Origin of the sequence: Arsukibacterium sp. (assembly GCF_036735525.1) — a bacterium.
In the GTDB taxonomy this organism is placed as follows: domain Bacteria; phylum Pseudomonadota; class Gammaproteobacteria; order Enterobacterales; family Alteromonadaceae; genus Alishewanella.
Genome location: NZ_DAINOE010000021.1, coordinates 24,469 through 44,308, shown reverse-complemented (window position 1 = coordinate 44,308; position 19,840 = coordinate 24,469). Strand labels below are relative to the sequence as shown.

Sequence of the window (19,840 nt, the reverse complement as noted above, 5' to 3'; positions counted from 1 at the left end):
AAATGGGTGGCCGACTCATGCCGAAATCGCTGGCCGGATCATCCCGAAATACGCACCTTACGCGGGAATTCAGGTAATTCATCCAAAAACAAGATGCCATGATGTGCCAGAGAAATTTCACCGGGCCTTGGTACTGAGCCGCCGCCCACTAAGGCCACTGCTGAACTGGTATGGTGTGGGCTGCGAAAAGGCCTTTGCTGCCAGTCGGTCAGGTTGCGTTGTAAACCGGCAATAGAGTAAATGGCGGCGGTGGCCAGCGCCTCCTGTTCGGTCAAGGGAGGCAAAATACCAGGTAAGCGTTGTGCTAACATCGACTTGCCAGTACCGGCCGGCCCCAGCATTAACATATTGTGCTCACCCGCAGCCGCGATTTCCAGCACCCGCTTGGCTTGTGCCTGACCTTTGACATCGGCTAAATCGGGAAGATGTTGCAAAGGCCGCTCGGGCAGTGGCGGTATGGCCGGTAGCGCTTGCTGGGCTAATAAAAAACTGTGCACTTGCAGGATATGGGCTGCGCCATGGATACTGGCACTGGGTACTTGTTGCGCCTGCTGAGCATTAAGCATTGGCAGTACGGCGGCACGACCGGCATCGCGACAGGCAATGGCCACCGGAATTTCACCTAAAATTGGCCTGATGTCACCGGATAACGCCAGCTCGCCATAAAACTCATAACCATCAGTGCTGTGCTCTGTTAACTGACCGCTGGCGACAATGATACCCAGTGCAATGGGTAAATCGAACCTGCCGCCTTCTTTGGGTAAATCCGCCGGGGCCAGATTCACGGTGATTTTACGATCCGGAAAAGCAAAACCGCTGTTTACCATAGCGCTGCGCACCCTGTCCCTGGCTTCTTTAACCGAGGTTTCAGGCAAACCTACCAACTGAAACGCCGGTAAACCATTACTGATATGCACTTCAACAGTGACCAGGGGGGCATCCAAGCCATGGCGCGCCCGACTGTAAATAACGGCTAGTGACATCCTGTCTCCGAAATGCAATTAAAGATAATTAATAATTGCTCAAGTGTTAAATATTAGCAAGTTTTCACTGCTTTACGTTTTATCCTTGCTGACAATGGGCAGGGGTGATGAATTGTCTGTGTTGTTATAGCAAGACGCCGGTTCTGGTATACACTTGGTGAGCGAGCGGTCCGTTCGTAGCAGCGAGGAGGTGACATGAAGTCATTTTGGTTTGGGCTTACTATAGAGCGGCCATGGCGTGCCATAGTGCTCAGTTTTGTGCTGTTAGCGCTCTGTGCGACCGGGTTATCGCAGTTGTATTTTCGGGGCGACTACCGGATTTTTTTCTCGCCGGATAATCCGCAGCTGCTGGCGTTTGAGCAAATGCAGTACGACTTTAATAAAAGTGACAACATGCTAATTGGTATCGCACCACAGGATGGCGATATCTTTAGCCCAAAAATGCTGCGGTTGATTCAGCAATATACCGAAGCCGCCTGGCAAACACCTTACTCAACCCGAATTGATTCCATTACCAATTTTCAGCACACCGAGGCGATGGACGATGACTTGCTGGTGGCAGACTTGGTTGATGATGCCGCTGCACTGGATCAGGAGGCGGTTGAACGAGTACGTCGTATTGCCCTGGCTGAGCCGGCTCTCATTAACCGACTGGTTTCAGCTAGTGGCCAGGTTGCGGCAGTTAATATTACAGTGCAACTGCCTGAACTGAATCAAAATCAGGAGGTGTTGGATGTTTGGCAATTTGTCTCGCAGCTGTCTGCAGACTTTTCTGCCCGCTATCCTGAGGTAACGTTTCATCACACCGGGGTTATTGCCATGAATTATGCCTTTGCTTCAGAGGCGGAAAACGATGCAAAAACCCTTATCCCTATAATGTTTCTGGCTATTTTGCTGATGTTAGCCTGGTTGTTACGCTCGGTGGTTGGCTCATTAGCTACGCTGGTGATTATTGTTGCCACCGTACTGTGTACCTTGGGTTTAGCCGGCTGGGCCGGTATTTTTCTTAGTACCGCTACGGTGAACGTACCCACAATTTTAATGACGCTGGCGGTTGCCGATTCCGTTCACGTGATTGCCTCCATGCAATTTGCGTTGCGCCGTGGCGATGAAAAAGCAGCAGCCATTCGCTATAGCCTGGAACGTAATGCTATGCCGGTCATTATTACCAGCGTCACCACCGCCATTGGCTTTTTAACTTTGAATTTCTCTGAAGTGCCGATATTACGTGATTTGGGTAACCTTACGGCTTTGGGGGTGATGCTGGCTTGTGGCTTTTCCTTGCTGCTCCTGCCGGCCTTATTAACTGTACTACCGGTAAAAGCCCCGCAAGCGGTAAACCGGGGTACTACTGCGATGGATAGCCTGGCAGATTGGGTGATCCGCTGGCAAAAGTGGATCTTACCCCTGGGTACCTTGCTGATTGTGGCTTGTGCTGCGCTGATTAGTCTGAATAAGGTCAATGACGAAGCCATTAAATATTTTTCTCCCGCCACTGATTTCAGGCAGTCAAACGATTTTCTGGAACAAAACCTCAGTGGTTTTACATTAATCGATTTTGCGTTAGATGGTCAGCAGCCAGGGGCTATTAACAATCCAGCGTTTTTGCAAGCAGTCGCCAATGTTAGTGACTGGCTGTTGCAACAACCTGAGATCACCCATGTCAACAGCATCAGCGACGTATACAAGCGTCTGAATAAAAACATGCATGGTGATGATGAGGACTATTACCGACTTCCAGAGCAACAAGATGAAGCCGCGCAATATTTACTGATGTATGAAATGTCACTGCCTTATGGTTTGGATTTAAATAATCAGCTAAACATTGATCGTAGCGCCACCCGCATCTCTACAACCTTGTATAATTTAGGCAGCAAGCAATTGACGGCGGTTGAACAGCGGGCAGCTGATTTTGTCGCTGAACATTATCCTGACTACCGGCTTAGTGCCGCCAGTGCGGCGTTAATGTTTGCCCATATTGGCGAGCGCAACATGGCGTCTATGCTGAAAACGCTGCCGCTGGCACTGCTATTAATCTCTTTATTACTGGTGCTGTGCCTGCGCTCGTGGCGCCTTGGCGTGTTAAGCCTTATTCCGAATATTGCGCCTGCTTTGGTGGGCTTTGGTTTGTGGGGGGTGATCAGTGGAGAGATTAATCTGGCGTTGTCGGTTGTAGCAGGCATGAGCCTGGGTATTATAGTTGATGATACCGTGCACTTTTTGAGCAAATACCGGCATGCCCGTCAGGAAGGGCGCAATGCTGAAGGGGCAGTACGATACGCATTTCACAGTGTTGGCCGGGCGCTGTGGATTACAACCATGGTTCTGGTTATAGGCTTTGGGGTATTAATGTTGTCCGGCTTCCGGTTAAACTCGGACATGGGGATGTTAACCGCGCTGATTATCTTTGTCGCCCTGGTTATTGATTTTCTGTATCTGCCGGCCTGCTTGTTACGTTTTGATCGAACGCTGGTACCTGTACCAGAAAAAAAGGAGACATCTGATGCTTTATCACCGCGCTAGTCTAACCAGCCTGCTACTGAGTATTAGCCTGTTGGGCTGGTCAGTCTGCAGCGCAGCAAACGATGAGGCAAGTGCCGCCGCACGCGGTCTTGAAATCGCAACTGAGCAGAAGCGCCGTGATAGCGGCTGGGGTGACAGCGAAAGCCAGGTGTTAATGGTATTACGAAATGCGCAGGGTCGTGAGAGCACCCGTCGTATGCGTACGCTGGCGCTGGAAGTGCAAGGTGATGGCGACAGGGCGCTGACCGTCTTTGACGAACCAGGCGATGTGCGTGGCTCGGCATTTTTAACCCATACCCATACTAAGGTAGAAGATGATCAATGGTTGTTTTTACCCAGTGTGCGGCGTACCAGACGAATTGCGACCCGTAACAAGTCAGGCCCTTTTATGGCCAGTGAGTTTGCCTATGAAGATATGGCTTCGTTTGAGTTGGAAAAGTTTGATTTCCGATATCTGCGTAGTGAGGAATTAAATGGCTTGCAAACCTATGTAGTGGAACAAATTCCAACGGATAATTTTTCTGGTTATAGCCGTGTAGTGGCCTGGGTTGATCAACAACATTACCGCTTGCAGCAGGTTGAGTATTACGACAAACGAAACAGCTTATTAAAGACGCTGAGCTTGCATGACTATCAGCTATTTCTGGAGCAATTCTGGCGACCGATGAAGCTGAGTATGCTTAATCATCAAACGGGCAAGAGCACAGATTTAATTATTGAAACTATGCGTTTCAGAACTGGCCGCACCGAGGCAGACTTTGATGTGTCAGCCTTAGAACGTGCAAGGTAAGGAAATATTGATGGCCTGTCGCGTGCAGTTCGCACAAGTTTTTACACTAAGCGGTGTGTTACTGACATCCTGCCTGGCAAGAGCCGGGGACAGCATAGGACCTGTTGATGCCAATACCACACTTTGGCGCCTGGCACTATCGGCCCGGCCTGACGCGCAAGTGACCATGCCTCAGGTGATCTATGCCTTGTGGCATCACAACCCCGCCGCTTTTCGCGAACAAAATGTGCATTATTTATTGCAAGGCGCTGTGCTGCAGCTGCCCAGTCGTGAGCGCATGTTAGCGGTGTCTGCACAAGATGCGGAGCAATGGTATTACCACGAGCTGGCTCAGCAATCTCTGCCAGCAAAAATAGTACAACGCAGCATCAGCACCGCCGCAGACGATGTAACAACAGCGTCATCTTTGCCACAAAGGGAGCATGGCTCTGCAGCGCCAGAGCCAGAGCCGGGACCAGTGCCAGAGCCAGAGCCAGAGCCAGAGCGTACAGCCCAGAGCATGCCAATAGTTGCAGCGCCAGCCGAACCCACTGCGCCAAGTGCGCCAGTGGCTCAGCCGGCGAGTTTGCCCGCGGCGGCTACAGACAGCTTGCCCGTTGTTGCCCGCGGCAGTTACCGCTGGCAACAGCAATTGGCCTTAGAACAACGGTGGTTTGCGCACAGAGCAGAGCAACCAGCAGCACGTTTACACCATATAGTCAGCTACCGGGCGCTGTGGTCTTATGAAAATGCTAATCGCAACCATCAGTTTACTGCCGAACCTTTTTTAAGATGGCATCAACATGACAGCGACAGCAAGCTGCTCGATTTGCCCCAGGCGAACTGGCGTTATTTTGGCGATGGTTGGCAACTGACAGCGGGGGTCGATACGGTATTTTGGGGGGTAACGGAATCTCAGCAACTGGTTAATGTGATTAATCAGACGGATTTAACCGCCAATGTTGAGCAGGACGCTAAATTAGGTCAGCCGTTAATACAACTTCGCCGCAGTGGCAATGCGGGTACCTTGGATCTGTTTGTTATGCCCTATTTTCGCGAACGGCAGTTTCCGTCGCCTGCGGGCCGTCTTGGTCCGCCACTGCCGGTAAATCATGATGTGGCCTGGTATCAATCCAGTGACGGTAAACAGAATCTTGATCTGGCGCTGCGTTACAGTCAGCGTTTTTCTGGTGTTGATGCCGGGCTGAGCTTTTTTAGTGGTAACAATCGCGAGCCGACATTCAGACCCTTGCCCAGTGGTGAATTGCAGCCGCTGTATTGGCAGATGGAGCAATATGGGTTAGATCTGCTATGGATTAGCGGTGACTGGTTGTGGAAATTTGAGAGCATCTATCGCCGCAGTAGTCCGGCAGAGTTCGTCGCGGCAACAGCGGGTTTTGAGTATACCCAAATTGGCGTCTGGCAACAGGTCTGGGACTTGGGCTGGATTGCGGAGTACCAGTATGACAGCCGTGGTCAGGCTGCCACCTCGCCTGGGCAAAACGATCTCTTTGTCGGCTGGCGTCTGGCGTTAAATGATGTAGCAGGAACAGAGTTTTTATTGGGTGTGTTACAAGATCTTGATTATAAAAATAGCCGTAGTATCAAGCTAGAAGGTGCATTACGTTTAACTGATTCATTAAGGCTGAGTATTAATGGCTGGGTGTTTAGCAGTCAACAACCAGCAGAGCCGTTATACCTGCTGCGACGTGATGATTATCTGGCACTGCTACTGGATTACTATTTTTAAGCTACAGATGTCCTTAGTTGAACCCACAGCCTTGCAAAAGTTCTGATTGCAACAGGATATGCTTTGGTCTAGCACTGAATTGCGTTAGGATGGGGGTTTGCATGGCCGCTGCAGTAAAAGTAGCCGGCTGCTTCACTGCGACATTACATACAGGTTTGCCTAGCGTTGATAAGTCCGACAGAATCTTCCAGTACCAGCCATTTCCCGCTGTCTGAAGCCAACTTTCTACAATGGTTTGATATGGCCACGCTGCATCGTGCCAGAGCTTATTTGCAAGCGGGCAAAGTGGTTAAATTAGAATATCAGGATGACTTAAGTCAGATCAGCGCTCAGGTATGGGGTGCTGGCTTTTCGCCTTACAAGCAACAATTGTCCCTGACCGAGCATCATGGGCAATGGCAGTTAACGGGTCATTGCAGCTGCCCTGTGAATGGCAACTGCAAGCATATGCTGGCGGTGTTGCTGCGGTTAAGGCGTGATTATGCCCAGCAGCAACTGCGCATCAAACAATTGCCGATGTTACAACTGGATAACTGGTTTAACGAAGTTGAGCAGCAGCAACAACCTGTTGTCACAAACACCGACAGCATCTTGTATTTACTTAGCTACGGCCAGCAGGGGTTACAGCTTTATCCGCGTCGGGTGCGGCCAATGAAAAAAGGTGGCTATACCCGTGGTCAGCCTTTGGGCAAATATGATTTGGTCAACCCGCAAAAACCGTCCTGGTTAGATGAAGAAGATTTCCGCTTACTCACCTTGTTTCGTTCTCATAACAATGCCGATCAACACTTGCTTGAACATCGTTGGGGCTATGACATTCTGCAGCAGTTGCTGGCGACCGGGCGTTGTTTCTTCGGTGAAGCTCGTTATCTGTTAAGTGAACAGCCATCTTTGCCGTTACAGCTATATTGGCAGGTAAAAGCAGAGGGGCAGAAACTGGCCTGGCGCATTGGTGAGGATGAAAATATACAGCTTATTTTTACCGAGCCGCTGTTATATCTGGATACGGATCGGTACGTGTTTGGCCCTGTAGAGACGGCGTTGACCAGCCAGCAATTAAAATTATTGGCAAAAATGCCGATGATCCCAACCAATATGTTGATGGCACGGCTGGGTAAGTTACAGCAGTTATTTAAACAAATCAGCCTGCCAATACCTGACGGGCTTGCTGTCAGACAAATCAGTGTAGCACCGGTACCGGTATTGCAGCTGACCATGTATAAAAGTAAGCCAGGCGCTGTAGCTAAACCTTTGGCACTGCTAAATTTTGACTATGCAGGCCAGCTGCTGCCCTATAGCGCAACCGAGGCACAGAGCGAGGTCACGAGTCCCGAGGGTACCTTGTTTATCCGTCGCGACCGCCATGCCGAAATTGCGGTGATTGAACGTTTACTAGGGCTGGATTTGGTTGAGGCGGCACAGCGGCCTGAAGCCGATCAGCAGCTGTCAGCCTTTGATGTTGGGTCAGGGCCAGATAATCCAGAACTATGGCAACCGCTGCTCGATGCCCAGGAAGAGTTGAGAGGTGCGGGCTGGCGCATTGAGCAGTCAGCTGACTTTAACCTGGACATCTTATCCGCCACGCCATATTTACAAGTACAAGATAGCCAGCAATCGGGCTTTGAACTGGGTATCCAGGTGGATATTGAGGGCCAGCAGGTCCCCTTGTTACCGCTGATAAGCCAATGGTTACGCCAGCATGGCCTACCTCAGGCCGGTCAAACCATCTGGCTGGGCTTGCCGCAAGGCCGTATTGCGCTGCCGATGAGTTTAATTCAGCCGTTAATCGATACCATTGTTGAGCTGCTGAACATGCAAAAATCAGCCTTAACCTTGCATTTGCCTGACTTTAAAGCCGCTATTTTACCGCCTCCTGGCGCGGCCGAAATTCAATATCTGAATGCCAACCGGCTCAGCCAACTGACTAGTCAGTTGCATCAATTCAGCGGCATTACTACTGTTGAGGTGCCCGATGGCTTGCAGGCGCAATTACGGCCATATCAGCAACAGGGGTTAAACTGGTTAGCCTTTTTAAAACGTTTCGGCCTGGGTGGTATTCTGGCTGACGATATGGGTTTGGGTAAAACCTTGCAAACTCTGGCTTTTGTGCTGCATGAAAAACAGCAGGGTCGGCTGCAACAGCCGGTGTTAATTGTTTGCCCCACCAGCTTACTGGGTAACTGGCAGCAAGAAGCGGCCCGTTTTACGCCGCAGCTGAGTTTGTTGCAAATATATGGGCCCAAGCGGCGGCCGCTTTTTGAACAGGTGCAGCAGTTTGATCTGATCGTCACCAGCTACCCTTTACTGGTGCGCGATTTGCCCCTGTATCGCAGCCGTAACTTCAGTATGGTGGTGCTGGATGAAGCCCAGCACATCAAAAACTCGGGCAGTCAGGCGGCGCAAAGTGTGCGGGCGCTGCAGCGTGATTTTAGCCTGGCGCTCAGTGGCACCCCGTTGGAAAATCATCTGGGCGAATTAAAGTCGCTGTTTGATTTTGTGTTACCCGGCTTGCTGGGCACTGAGCAGCATTTTTCGCAGGTATATCGCAAGCCAATCGAAAAACATGCCGATACTGAGCGGGCGGCGGTACTTAGACAAAAAATTGCGCCCTTTATGCTCAGACGTACCAAAAATCAGGTAGCCACTGAGCTGCCCGCTAAAACCGAAATGGTGCAGTTACTGGAACTGGCGGCCGATCAGCGTAACCTGTATGAAAGCATCCGGCTGATTATGGAAACCAAGGTACGCGAGCTCTTTGTTAAAAAAGGCGTGGCGGCCAGCCAGATTGAGTTTTTAGATGCGTTATTAAAGTTACGTCAGGTGTGCTGTGATGCCAGGCTGGTGCCGATAGAGCAAGCGCAAAGTGTACGCAATAACGCCAAGCTGGCCTGGTTGCGCGATACGCTGCCTGAAATGCTGGAAGAGGGGCGTCGCATTTTGTTATTCAGTCAGTTTGCCAGCATGCTGCATCTGATTGAAGATGAGCTGCAGCACCTTGGCGTTAGCTATAGCAAGTTAACCGGCCAGACCAAAAATCGTCAGCAGCAAATTGATGCCTTTCAGCGAGGCGATACAGAAATTTTTTTAATCAGCTTAAAAGCCGGTGGCACAGGCCTGAATTTAACCGCGGCTGATACCGTTATTCATTATGATCCCTGGTGGAACCCGGCCGCAGAGAATCAGGCAACGGACAGAGCGCACCGCATTGGCCAGGACAAGCCGGTGTTCGTCTATAAGCTGATAGCCAGACGTACCGTTGAAGAAAAAGTGCAGCAGCTGCAAAGCTTTAAGCAAGGGTTGGCTGACCAATTACTGGGCGGTAGTAAAGGCCAGGTTTGGCAAGGTGAAGCTGCCGATTTACTGGCCTTGTTTGCCAGCGACTAAGTCACTGTGCCTGCAATCTTATTGTTCAGCCGGACGCCCTAATAAAAAATAGTATTCTGCCAACAGCGCTATATCCTGATCAGACAACCCCCGCGCTTGAGGGCTCATTAGCGCATGCTTGCGTTCGCCATCGCGGTAGGCGGTTAACTGTTGGGTGAAATACTGTGGTTCCAGCCCGGCTAAACTCGGATACATGGCCTGACGCGAAATACCGGCAGGGCCATGACAAGCGGCACAACTATGCGCCCTGACTCTGGCTTGTTGTATTATGGCTAGTTCTTGCTCGTTGTACTGGCTGCCGGTCAGTGGTGCAGCCGGTTCACTACAACCGCTAAGCAGAATGCTAATGCCGCTACTGAGCAGTGCGGCGAGTGTGACTACTTTATGTCTCATCAGTACCTCCGAAAACAGAGTCTAAGCCTGACATAAAGTGCGGCAAAATCCCAGCATAATCAGGGGGTATCTATATAGGTATAGCCTACCCCCTTGCACTGCTGCGGCTTAATCGGCATACCACATTCTGGCCTGACGTGCCGGAATGCTGAAGCTGTGATTGCTGTTGTTAATACTAAAGGTGGCGCCGCCAGTTAAGGCATCACGGTAGGTACGATACCAGTAGAATCGCTGGTTGGTATTAACGTTAAAGCTGACCTGACTCCCGCATTTGTTAATGCCGACCACACCTTGCTGGCCACGACGGAACAAAATAGCGCAATTACTGGATGCCAGGACTTCCATACCCTGGCCCTGCATACGGTTATGAAAATTAATCATCCGCTGCATAAAGGTGGCACGATAGGCGTTGACCCAACGATTATTGTCGGTGCCGGTACTGTCGCTAAATACCAAGGGTTTGCCACCGTCACGCCCCATGACATAAGAATAGGCCAGATATTCATCGGTCGGATTCATAATCAGGTAGCGAAAGCCATCATTGGTCGGGATATCATGGGTAATGGTAAAGGTAACCGCTCTGTTGTTAGCCAGCGCCTGACCATAGGCCAGTGGGTTAACCAGTTCATTCATACTGCCATTAAAACTAAAAGCCCGGCGCAGGCTTTCAAATAACGGGAAATCATAGGCTTTGTGATCAGTATATTGCAAATAGGGTGCTAAAAAGCTGTTGTATTCATTGTTACCTGCCCCACCACTGGTGATGATTTCGCCAAACACGTACATGCCATTTTTAATATCACTGGTAAAGATTTGGTTGATATGCCAGATAGTCATATGCTTGGCAGCATCTACCCTAAAGCCTTTGACACCCATATTTTTAAGGGCTTGCAAATAAGCACGCTGTTGCTGAATAACCCAGCTGTTCGGGTTTAAATCCGGTAAGCCCAGATCACCGCCACCGCCGCACAAGCGCCAGTTTTGTACCTGCCAGACATCATTGTAATTTTGAATACAATTAGCCGGGTTAAAATCCCATGAGCTGAATAAGCCCTGGCTCAAATTGCCAAATAAGCGTTGGTTATTCCAGTAAGTCGGGTTGCTGGCATAAGCATTTAACGCCGCCTGACCTGGAAAGTCAGTGGCACCGTTGCGTTCATTGGCCATATGATTCAACACGATATCGGCGTATACCGCTACCCTGCGTGCCGGATTACTGTCATTGAGGGCATTAATCATCGCCTGAAACGATTGTTTATTGCCTTTGCAGTGGTCAATCACCCTGATATCCTGCGGTTGGTAGCGTTGCCACCAGGCGCAATTACCGGCATTAGATTTTAGCGGTGGTGCCACTAAGACTGCTTTGTAACCGAGGTTTTTGATTTCATTGGCCCGTTGTGCCACTTCGTTATAATGCCAGTCGAAGGCGTGTAATATGACATCTGCCAGTGCGGCCGGGCTAAGCAGGCACAGCGTTAGCAGTAAGCCAGTGCTTTTTAGTTTTAGTATGTTTAACATCTATCTGTCCTTTCGGTGTTTTTTATAGTTTGCCATCCCTGAAAGGAGCAATGCTGTAAGGTTTTATAAGGGCCTTGCATCGCAGTGTTAATAACAACCAGGCTCCGTTAACACCAAATCAGCATAGCCGAGCAGTCTGTACAAATATTGTCCAGTTACGCCAGAATGATATTTTTGTTACACTTCGTTAAAACAGGGACGGCTGCCAGCATTGCTGGCAGCCGTTATGTGACGCGCATCAGGGTAGGCGATTAATCCGGATCGCGGATATCCTGACGGATACTGTTTTCCAATAGCATTGAACGATAACGTGCATCCAGCTGCCATAATGGCTGTTGATCATCCACGGTTATTTCAGGTTGTTGCCAGCTTAAGCTTTGCGACATCATGCCCGCCGGACAGCTGTCATTGGCGATGTAGTGCAGTGCCGTACTTAATAAACGTTCCTGTGGGTCGCCCAGGGCTTTGCTGAAATCATCAGCAGCAACACAACCTTTAACGTCAGCTTGAAATACCGGAGCTGGCGTTGGCCGGAAGCCATCGGCAAAATCGCCAAAGCCTTTAGCGTTTTCACCACTAAACTGGATGGTGAAATAAGTGGTGCCGCAGTTATCAGTAGGATAAAAACCATAGGGTTTGCCACAGGTGTTGCCACCAATCAAAATAACCTCTACATCAATACCGCGTAAACCATTAATAAAGGCTTCACTGGCAGAGCAGGTATTGCCGGTGCTGAGCACATAAATGCGGCTTAAACCGAGTGATGGCAAGCTGGTGCCTGTTGTTACACCGCGCTCGTAATCAATTTGTACGCCATAAAATGGCATTGGCGTTAAGGGACTGCCGGTAACAGGGTTGGTGTTCGGGTGCTTATCATTAAAACGGGTGCGTTCAAAGAAACGGCTTTGAATGATATTCGGGCCGCTGACCATATAGGCAAATTGCGAGGCCAATGCCAGCAAACCACCGCCGTTGTAGCGTAAATCGATCACCAGCTCCTGCACGTTTTCGGTAGAGAATTGTTGGATAGCATTAATAAGTTGCGGCTGCGCCAATGCAATATGCGTATTAAATTGCATATAGCCTACTTTACCTTGGGCAGTATCCAGAACAGTGACATTTTGTACCGGCGAGGTGCTGACGTTTGCAGATGTCAGGCTAAGGCTTTTATCAGTGCCGCTGGCTGGGCGCAGAGTAAATTGATTTGTCTGCCCGGTACTGCTTGGGAACAAGGCGTTGTTTAACACTGTTACCCCGGCATTGCTGTTGTCATTGACAAAATCAACCCCATTAACGGTAATAACTTGATCGCCTCTGGCCACTCCTTGTTGAGCGGCGGGAGAGTTAGGTTCTACATAAGCCACAGTTAACAGCCGCGGTGGCGTGTTACGACCAAATGACCAGCGAATGCCATAGCCTGAGCTGACGCCGCCTTGCGTTTCCTGCCGGTATTCAGCAGTGTTTTGGGCAAAATGAAAATCGTCTTTCAGCGCTCCTGAGTCAGTCAGTGCTGTGGTTTTTAACTGATCAAAATAAGCTAAAACACCAAAGTTAGCCGGATTAGGATCTGGCAGTTCGCGGTACCATAAATAGGTATTGTTACTCCAGGAGCGTAGCCACATTTTTTCATGCATGGCCGTGCCGGCACGATCCGGAAAAGGGGCGTTATTATTAAAAGGGTCGTTGCCAGTACGCGGGGTGGCGCAAAAATTTTTAAAGTTACTTTCGGCTGGGAATACCCCGGCTGTCCAGGTTGGCGCCGTGACACCGGTGCCGCCACTGCTACCTCCACCACCGCCACATCCGGCTAACCCCAGACAGACTATAGAAAAAAGAATGGAATGTTTAAACATGTGTCTCCCTGCCTGTTGGCGACGACTAAAAGTTGTTGTGTTAATGTTAGCAAATATGCTCGCAAAAGGTAACAGAAGTGGGCTCTTCAGACAAGGGCGATGCTATGTCCAGCTGTAACAAAATGTTGCCCGAACTGAATGATATCGCCGCCGTTCCAATTGTTTCTTAAAATGACGGCTTAACAATTTATTACGATATCTGTTGATTAAGCACACTACACTGAAGCTGATAAAACAGTGGCTGAAGTGACATTACAGCCCACCCTAAAACGGAGGAAACACGATGAGAGCATTACTTGGAGCACTATCTTTTTGCGTGCTGACTGCATGTAATGGTGGCAGCTCTGCACCAGAGCAACAATTGCCGCCGCCGGTGGCTGCTGACCCGAATTTTACTATTGTGCGCTCAGCCTTACCGCGCAATATGGCCCCTGCAGCCTCTGATAATCAATTGGAGCAATTTGTTCAGCACAATAACCAGTTTGGCTGGCAGTTATACCATCAACAAGCGGCACAGAGCGATAATGTGTTTTTTTCACCTTACAGTATCTCGACCACGCTGGCGATGTTGTATGCCGGAGCGGCTGGTCATACTGCCACTGAGATTGCCACCGCCATGCAGTTCAGTTTAGCGCCGGCGCAATTGCATCAAGCTTTTAATTTGCAAGCCTTACGCTTACAACAGGAGTTGGCAGGGCATCAGGCACCCTTTGAGTTACACAGTCTGAACGGGGCATTTGTTGAGAGGACCCGGTCATTTTTACCCGCTTATCTGGACCTGTTGGCGCAACAATACGACGCAGGTTTATATGGCACCGATTTTAAACAGCAGCCAGAGCTTAGTCGCAGCCAGATTAATCAGTGGATAGCCAAAAATACTGCAGGGCGTATCAGTGAATTACTGCCTGTAGGCAGTGTTACTGCAGATACTGCTTTGGCATTGGTGAATACCCTGTACTTTAAGGCGCGCTGGTATCAGGTTTTTGCTGAGTCTCAGACCACTCAGGCCCCTTTTTATTTAATGGATGGTAGCAGCCAGCCAGTGCCTCTAATGTATCAGACGGGGATGCGGCTGCCTTTTGTCATTACGGAAAGTTATGCCGCACTAAGCCTACCCTATGAAAACCCCGCCATTGAGATGCTGGTGGTGGTGCCTGAAACCGGCAACTTTGCAGCAGTTGAGGCGGCACTGGATGCCAGCAGCATACAAAGTATGCGTTCGGCTATGCAGGAGCGACTGGTTGATTTACATCTGCCTAGATTTAACTTATCCGCACAGCTACCGCTGGGCAGTGCTTTACAGCAGCTAGGCATGCGTGAGGCATTTATGCCAGGCACGGCAGATTTTTCAGCGATGGACGGTAGTCAGCAATTATTTTTAAGTTCAGTGCAGCATCAGGCCGTGATTAGTGTTGATGAAACCGGCACCGAGGCAGCTGCCGCTACCGGCGCTGTTGTAGGGGTGATTTCCAGCCCACAATATGCAGCACTCCGTATAGACCGCCCCTTTATTTTTATTATTCAGCAGCGTAGTACTGGTGCTATGTTGTTTATGGGCAGGGTGTTACAGCCATAAGGTCACAGCTTATTAGTGATGACGGACACAATGCTGGCAGCAGAGTTGGGGTTTTTCCGCTTTTCGCTTTGTGTTATAAAAGTGGTTACTGAACAACCTGACACACGAAAATAAAGGAATTCTGTAGTGCCGACATCATTTATCGTGGTAGATGACTTTTTGGATAATGCGCATCAGGTGCGTGATGCAGCGCTTGGCTTAACTTATCCTGATGTGCAAGGGCCTTACCCTGGCAGAAACTCAGCGCAGAGGTTAAATATTGAAGGGCTGAACAATGAAGTGTCCAGGTTGGTGGGGGAGCAGCTGATGCCAATGGCCCATAACCAGGCGCATGGTAAATTCCGCATTGCTTCAGCCAATGATATAGGTACTGCAAAAGTGCATGTTGATGCGTCACATTGGTCTGGTATTTTATACTTGTCGCGGCCGGAAGATTGCAAAGGTGGTACAGAGTTTTTTCGTCATAAAGCCACTAATACAGAGCGGGTACCTTACAATGATCAAGAGTCGATGCAGAAATTTGCGGCCCCTTCAGCTAAACAGTGGGTTACAGATCTGCTGGATAAGGATTCCAACGACGATTCCAAGTGGGAGATGACGTTACGGATCCCGATGAGATTTAACCGACTGGTGTTACTGCGGCCATGGCTGTGGCACTCAGCAGGAGAGTCCTTCGGTACCACCCTGGAAGACTCCAGGCTTATCTATCTGATGTTTTTTGCCTCTGCGCAAGCGGCCAGGCGTTAAAAGCGCCAGGCCACTAACTGGCTACTTTTTTGACCTTGCTGCATATTAATTTGTTTAATTTCAACGGCGCCCACCTGACGTGCTTTAGCCGTTAAGGCCGGCAAATGGCGCTGTTGTGATACCAAGCTGGTAAACCAGCCGACTTGCCGGGCAAAGTGTACGCTTTCTGTAATCATGTTGCTGATAAACGCCAGCTCGCCACCCAGGCACCACAATTCATGTTGCTGACCAGCAAAATTACGGGGCGTGTCACTGCTGCCCAGTTTTAAATTTTGCCGTTTACGCTGGTTGGCTGCCGTCGCTTCAGCGGCTGAACCATAAAAGGGTGGATTACATACCGTTAGCTGAAAGAACTCTTCTGCTTGAATAATACCGTCAAATATTTTACTGCTATCCGTTTGTTGACGCAGGCTTATCTGGCGGTTTAACACCGGGTTACTCTTTACAATAAGCTTGGCTGCGTTAAGTGCTGTAGCATCAATATCAGTGCCGACACAGTGCCAACCATAACTACGACTGGCAATAATCGGGTATATTAAATTGGCTCCACAGCCAATATCCAACAAGTTAATCTGTTTACCCTTAGGGATTTCTGCAGCCTTTGCGCCTCCCGTGCCAGCCAGTAAATCTGCTGCATAGTGAATATAATCAGCGCGGCCTGGAATGGGCGGGCACAAATAGCCATCAGGTAACTGCCAGTAATCTACCTGATAATAATGTTTTAATAGCGCCGCATTTAATCCCTGCACCGCAGCAGGGTCGCTAAAGTCAATACTTTGCCCGGCGCCCGGCGTCAATATCAGAAAAGCCTGCAGCGGCAGGTAGCTGGCGCTGAGTGTGGCTAAGTCATACCGGCCCTGATGGCGGTTACGGGGATGTAGTGTGGCTGATTTTTTCATAACGGCAATACAAAATGTTAATACCTGCAGTTTACGTGATCCCGCCCGGCATGTATAAAAATTCTGTGCTTGCTGTTAACATCATAGCTGTTTTGGTTGTGTCACTGATATTTGTGGTAGTGAATGAAAATATTCTTGCTGTTGTTATTGTTATGCCTGTCATTGGGCGCTCAGGCGGCACCTGCCAACTTTGAACAGGCTAAACGCTTGTCGCAACGTATTCATGCCCCTGATGCCAGGAGCTTTTACTGCGATTGTGCTATTCGCTGGCAGGGTAATAAAGGTATCCCTGATTTGCAGGCGTGCGGTTATCAGGTGCGCAAAAATGGCCCGCGCGCTAATCGTATTGAATGGGAACACGTTATGCCTGCCCACCATTTTGGTCATCAGCGCCAGTGCTGGCAGCAAGGTGGTCGCAAAAACTGTGGCAGAACCGATGCAGTGTTTCGGCGCATGGAGGCCGATTTATACAACCTGGTGCCTACAGTGGGAGAGGTAAATGGCGATCGCAGTAATTACCGTTTTGGCATGTTACCCAGTAGTGCTGCCCAGCATGGCAGTTGTCCGGTTGGGTTGATTTTAAACAGCAGGTGTTTGAGTCGGCGCTAGCTGTGTGCGGGGATATTGCCCGTATTTACTTTTATATGGCCGATAAATACAACCTTAACCTATCGCGTGCTCAGCAGCAGTTATTTATGGCCTGGCACAAACAAGATCCGGTCAGTGCAAGAGAGCGTGAGCTGAACCAGCGTATTCGCCAGCACATGGGGCACGATAACCCCTTTGTCAGCGGCGAGCAGCAATGGGTGCTGGGTTATACGCCCACCGGCTATGGTTTACATTAAACTAATGCTGTGGCGAAAAGGCCGTTAAAGCGCGCCACAGCAGGCTATCTAAAGGTGATACTGCCTGCTATTATAGCCGTCTTTACGTCTTTTGGTGCGCTACTGTGCTGTGGATCCCATTTACCTTGCTAGCCGCTTTTATGCAGGCCTGGCGTAATGCCTTTCAAAAACAACTCAGTAAAGAGGTCTCCGTTGCCGGCGTTACTCTGGCCCGCTTTATCTGGGCTTCGCCGCTGGCCTTGCTGTACCTGTTAGGGTTGTACCACTGGCAACCGGTAGACATCCCTGACTTTAGCGGCCATTTTAGTGTGTTTGTTATCGCCGCGGCACTGGCACAAATTGTGGCTACAGCATTGATGGTAAAGTTGTTTAAGCTGCGCAATTATGCCATCGGTGCCGGCCTTGCAAAAAGTGAAGCGATACTGGCGGCGATACTGGGCGTGGCTTTTTTTAGTGAATCCTTAAGCCTGCTTGGCTGGCTGGGGGTGCTGTTGGGTGCCATAGCGGTGCTGTTACTTAGTGGCGCCAGCCTAAGGCAATTATCCTGGCAAGTGTTGTTGCTGGGCTTGGCCAGTGGCGGTTGTTTTGCGTTAACCTCACTGTGGGTGCGCCAGGCCAGTTTAGTGCTGGATTTACCCTTTCCACATGGTGCCGCCTGGGTATTGTTGCTGGTCATAGTGTTGCAGACCTTATTGTTGAGTTTATATTTACTGCTACGAGAGCGCGCGACCTTAGTCGCCTTGTGGCGCCGGCCGGGCTTAACCTTAGCGGTCAGCGTCTGCAGTTGCGTCGGCTCCATTGGCTGGTTTACCGCAATGAGTCTGGAATCGGTGGCGCTGGTGAAAACCCTGGGTCAGGTAGAAGTGCTGTTTATGCTTCTGATTTCGGCTTTTGTGTTTAAAGAAAAACTGCTAAAAACCGATCATACCGGTATGGCACTGATAGTGTTGGCGGCCATAGCAGTAATGTGGGCTTAAGGCAGTGCCGTAGCCACCTGTTGCAGTGTAGCTTGCTTTAGTTGCTCAAGTTGCTGCAGCCGTTGCCGGTAGTCAGCATAAGCTGGCGACGAGCCCGCCAGCATCAGCTTGCCGGCCGGGTTGCGCAGCCAGCTGTACCAGGGGTGATTAGCCTGTTCATCGTGCTGCAATAGCTGCTGTGCATGAAAATTCTTGGTGTCTTGCAGCAGAAACAGTGGGCGAGCCAGCTTGACGAACACCGTCTCGACAACGCTTAGGTTCTCATCAGGATCACTCAGCCAGTCATTATCTAAAATATCAGCGCCAAAATGCCATTCACCCGCCATCACCAACTCAAGACTTAATACTTGATCCGTTAAGGCAGTGCTCCAGACTTCTGGCAGCGCATGAGGGCGTTGCTCCGGCGGCAGTTGTTTAATTATCTCGGCCCCAAACTGAAAATGCCATTTTAGCGCGTTGGTACTGACCATCTTGCTAATCAGACTATTGCTATTAGCCATGACAGTCGTCCAGAACTGGTAATCAGTATTAAGGGCGCTGCTAACCTCATAAACATTGCTGCCTTGAGCATTCAGCCAGGCTTGCCATAACAGTAATCGTTGCCCATGCATTAAACTCTGATAGCGAGGGATGTTCTGCAGGGTCGGTGCGGGTTCTTGCCACTGTGAGTATTGGAGTAATTGCCAATAAAATGTCTGCAGCGGTTGCTGCTCTGCCAAGAGCGCAGTTAGGTTATCTTGCTTTATCAGAAGCGAACTGCATGCATCTGCATGGTGGCATTGCTGATTCAGCTCCATTAAAGAGCCGGTTAGCAGTAGCTCATTATGAGTATTGTGAGCAATAAAATACTGATAACCATTTTGCTCTGCTGGGATCTGCTGTGGTTGCAGCAGGCTTTGCATATGCAAACTGGCGGTATTAGGCTTTGCATCCTGCCAGTTGATAATAAGCAGCAGCAAATAGCAGCTGATAATAAATAGCACTATTGCCAGCAGCGATTTACCAATAATGCGGGTGCAGGTCTTCAATAATGCCATGCGGTTTACTGGTTCCGTTGATTATAACGTGACGATCATTTTATTTTTTATTGTGGAAAGTAAAAGCGGCGACTTTGCACCGCTTTATGCTACTAACATCTTTAGTGGTTTATCATGCAGTTGCTTTTGGATTTGGTCCGTATTCGTTATCAGCCGTGCTGTCCATCACCAGAAACACGATCAGCACAATGGCACCAATGAGCGGTATCAAAGCAATCAGTTGCCACCAACCACTACGACCTGTGTCATGCAGGCGTCTAGCGGCAATAGCGATACTTGGGACCAACAAGGCAAGAGAAAAAATGAGTGCGATAAAAAAAGTACCCAGGACCGCATCAAGAATTAATGTGCCAATATAAAAAATGATATAAAACAAAAAAACATCCAGTATTGTTTGCGGCGGGCACGCCCGGTAAAGTCGGCATAGCGTTTTAACGCATCAATAAAGTATTCCATCTTTAACTCCATGATTTAATTTTTATTATCCCTGCTACAGGGCGATGATAAGGACTGCGTTAGCCTAGCTGAAAATGCAGATGCCTTGTTGCTAATTTATGGCAAGGCCACATATTTTGCAAACAGGAAT

Annotated in this window: 17 protein-coding genes; 9 read left to right on the top strand and 8 right to left on the bottom strand. The window is 49.6% G+C overall.

Features of this window, described 5'->3' with window-relative positions; translation table 11 throughout:
• Positions 1–38: 38 nt before the first annotated feature.
• Positions 39–983, bottom strand: coding sequence for a YifB family Mg chelatase-like AAA ATPase (locus V7D78_RS06225; RefSeq protein ID WP_333607574.1), 945 nt, complete (start codon positions 981–983; stop codon positions 39–41).
• Positions 984–1,178: 195 nt separating this feature from the next.
• Between V7D78_RS06225 and V7D78_RS06220 the strand changes: the two genes are divergently transcribed.
• The 4 genes from V7D78_RS06220 (at position 1,179) to V7D78_RS06205 (ending at position 9,409) form a co-directional block, all read left to right on the top strand.
• Positions 1,179–3,506: an efflux RND transporter permease subunit gene (locus V7D78_RS06220; protein ID WP_333607573.1), complete on the top strand. Its 2,328-nt coding sequence runs from the start codon at positions 1,179–1,181 to the stop codon at positions 3,504–3,506.
• Positions 3,487–4,296 carry an outer membrane lipoprotein-sorting protein gene (locus V7D78_RS06215; protein ID WP_333607572.1) on the top strand — a complete coding sequence of 270 codons (810 nt, stop codon included), beginning with the start codon at positions 3,487–3,489 and terminating at the stop codon, positions 4,294–4,296. The genes V7D78_RS06220 and V7D78_RS06215 overlap by 20 nt, the downstream gene beginning before the upstream one ends.
• Before the next feature lie 10 nt (positions 4,297–4,306).
• Positions 4,307–6,025: a FimV/HubP family polar landmark protein gene (locus tag V7D78_RS06210; RefSeq protein ID WP_333607571.1), complete on the top strand. Its 1,719-nt coding sequence runs from the start codon at positions 4,307–4,309 to the stop codon at positions 6,023–6,025.
• A gap of 165 nt (positions 6,026–6,190) precedes the next feature.
• The gene (locus V7D78_RS06205) at positions 6,191–9,409 is read left to right on the top strand and encodes a DEAD/DEAH box helicase (RefSeq protein ID WP_333607570.1); all 3,219 of its coding nucleotides are present in this window, start codon (positions 6,191–6,193) and stop codon (positions 9,407–9,409) included.
• Between the two features lie 18 nt (positions 9,410–9,427).
• Here the strand turns inward: V7D78_RS06205 and V7D78_RS06200 are convergent, their stop codons facing one another.
• The 3 genes from V7D78_RS06200 to V7D78_RS06190 all read right to left on the bottom strand — a co-directional run bounded on the left by V7D78_RS06200 (position 9,428) and on the right by V7D78_RS06190 (position 13,173).
• Positions 9,428–9,802, bottom strand: a complete 375-nt coding sequence (locus V7D78_RS06200; RefSeq protein ID WP_333607569.1) for a c-type cytochrome — start codon at positions 9,800–9,802, stop codon at positions 9,428–9,430.
• 108 nt (positions 9,803–9,910) lie between these two features.
• Entirely contained in the window at positions 9,911–11,320 is a 1,410-nt protein-coding gene (locus V7D78_RS06195; protein WP_333607568.1) for an alpha-amylase family protein, read from the bottom strand.
• Between the two features lie 251 nt (positions 11,321–11,571).
• Entirely contained in the window at positions 11,572–13,173 is a 1,602-nt protein-coding gene (locus V7D78_RS06190; RefSeq protein WP_333607567.1) for a S41 family peptidase, read from the bottom strand.
• 283 nt (positions 13,174–13,456) lie between these two features.
• Here V7D78_RS06190 and V7D78_RS06185 point away from each other — a divergent pair, with 283 nt between their 5' ends.
• Together V7D78_RS06185 and V7D78_RS06180 are read left to right on the top strand one after the other, a co-directional pair.
• The gene (locus tag V7D78_RS06185) at positions 13,457–14,749 is read left to right on the top strand and encodes a serpin family protein (RefSeq protein WP_333607566.1); all 1,293 of its coding nucleotides are present in this window, start codon (positions 13,457–13,459) and stop codon (positions 14,747–14,749) included.
• Positions 14,750–14,875: 126 nt separating this feature from the next.
• Positions 14,876–15,496, top strand: coding sequence for a DUF6445 family protein (locus tag V7D78_RS06180; RefSeq protein WP_333607565.1), 621 nt, complete (start codon positions 14,876–14,878; stop codon positions 15,494–15,496).
• Here V7D78_RS06180 and rlmF read toward each other — a convergent pair.
• Entirely contained in the window at positions 15,493–16,395 is a 903-nt protein-coding gene (gene rlmF / locus V7D78_RS06175; protein WP_333607564.1) for a 23S rRNA (adenine(1618)-N(6))-methyltransferase RlmF, read from the bottom strand. The two genes, V7D78_RS06180 and rlmF, sit on opposite strands and share 4 nt — an antisense overlap.
• A 123-nt stretch (positions 16,396–16,518) precedes the next feature.
• Here rlmF and V7D78_RS06170 point away from each other — a divergent pair, with 123 nt between their 5' ends.
• From V7D78_RS06170 to V7D78_RS06160, 3 genes are all read left to right on the top strand, one after another.
• The gene (locus tag V7D78_RS06170; protein ID WP_333607563.1) at positions 16,519–17,004 is read left to right on the top strand and encodes an endonuclease; all 486 of its coding nucleotides are present in this window, start codon (positions 16,519–16,521) and stop codon (positions 17,002–17,004) included.
• A 2-nt stretch (positions 17,005–17,006) separates the two neighbouring features.
• The gene (locus tag V7D78_RS06165; protein ID WP_333607562.1) at positions 17,007–17,240 is read left to right on the top strand and encodes an endonuclease; all 234 of its coding nucleotides are present in this window, start codon (positions 17,007–17,009) and stop codon (positions 17,238–17,240) included.
• 104 nt (positions 17,241–17,344) lie between these two features.
• Positions 17,345–18,217 (top strand): EamA family transporter, encoded by an 873-nt coding sequence (locus V7D78_RS06160; RefSeq protein WP_333607561.1) that lies wholly within the window; start codon positions 17,345–17,347, stop codon positions 18,215–18,217.
• On the opposite strand, the gene V7D78_RS06155 is transcribed toward V7D78_RS06160, so the two are convergent.
• The 3 genes from V7D78_RS06155 to V7D78_RS17405 all read right to left on the bottom strand — a co-directional run bounded on the left by V7D78_RS06155 (position 18,214) and on the right by V7D78_RS17405 (position 19,710).
• Entirely contained in the window at positions 18,214–19,254 is a 1,041-nt protein-coding gene (locus V7D78_RS06155; protein WP_333607560.1) for a hypothetical protein, read from the bottom strand. The two genes, V7D78_RS06160 and V7D78_RS06155, sit on opposite strands and share 4 nt — an antisense overlap.
• 112 nt (positions 19,255–19,366) lie before the next feature.
• Positions 19,367–19,630: a DUF805 domain-containing protein gene (locus V7D78_RS06150; RefSeq protein WP_333607559.1), complete on the bottom strand. Its 264-nt coding sequence runs from the start codon at positions 19,628–19,630 to the stop codon at positions 19,367–19,369.
• The gene (locus V7D78_RS17405) at positions 19,597–19,710 is read right to left on the bottom strand and encodes a DUF805 domain-containing protein (RefSeq protein WP_442886504.1); all 114 of its coding nucleotides are present in this window, start codon (positions 19,708–19,710) and stop codon (positions 19,597–19,599) included. The genes V7D78_RS06150 and V7D78_RS17405 overlap by 34 nt, the downstream gene beginning before the upstream one ends.
• Between the last annotated feature and the right edge of the window lie 130 nt (positions 19,711–19,840).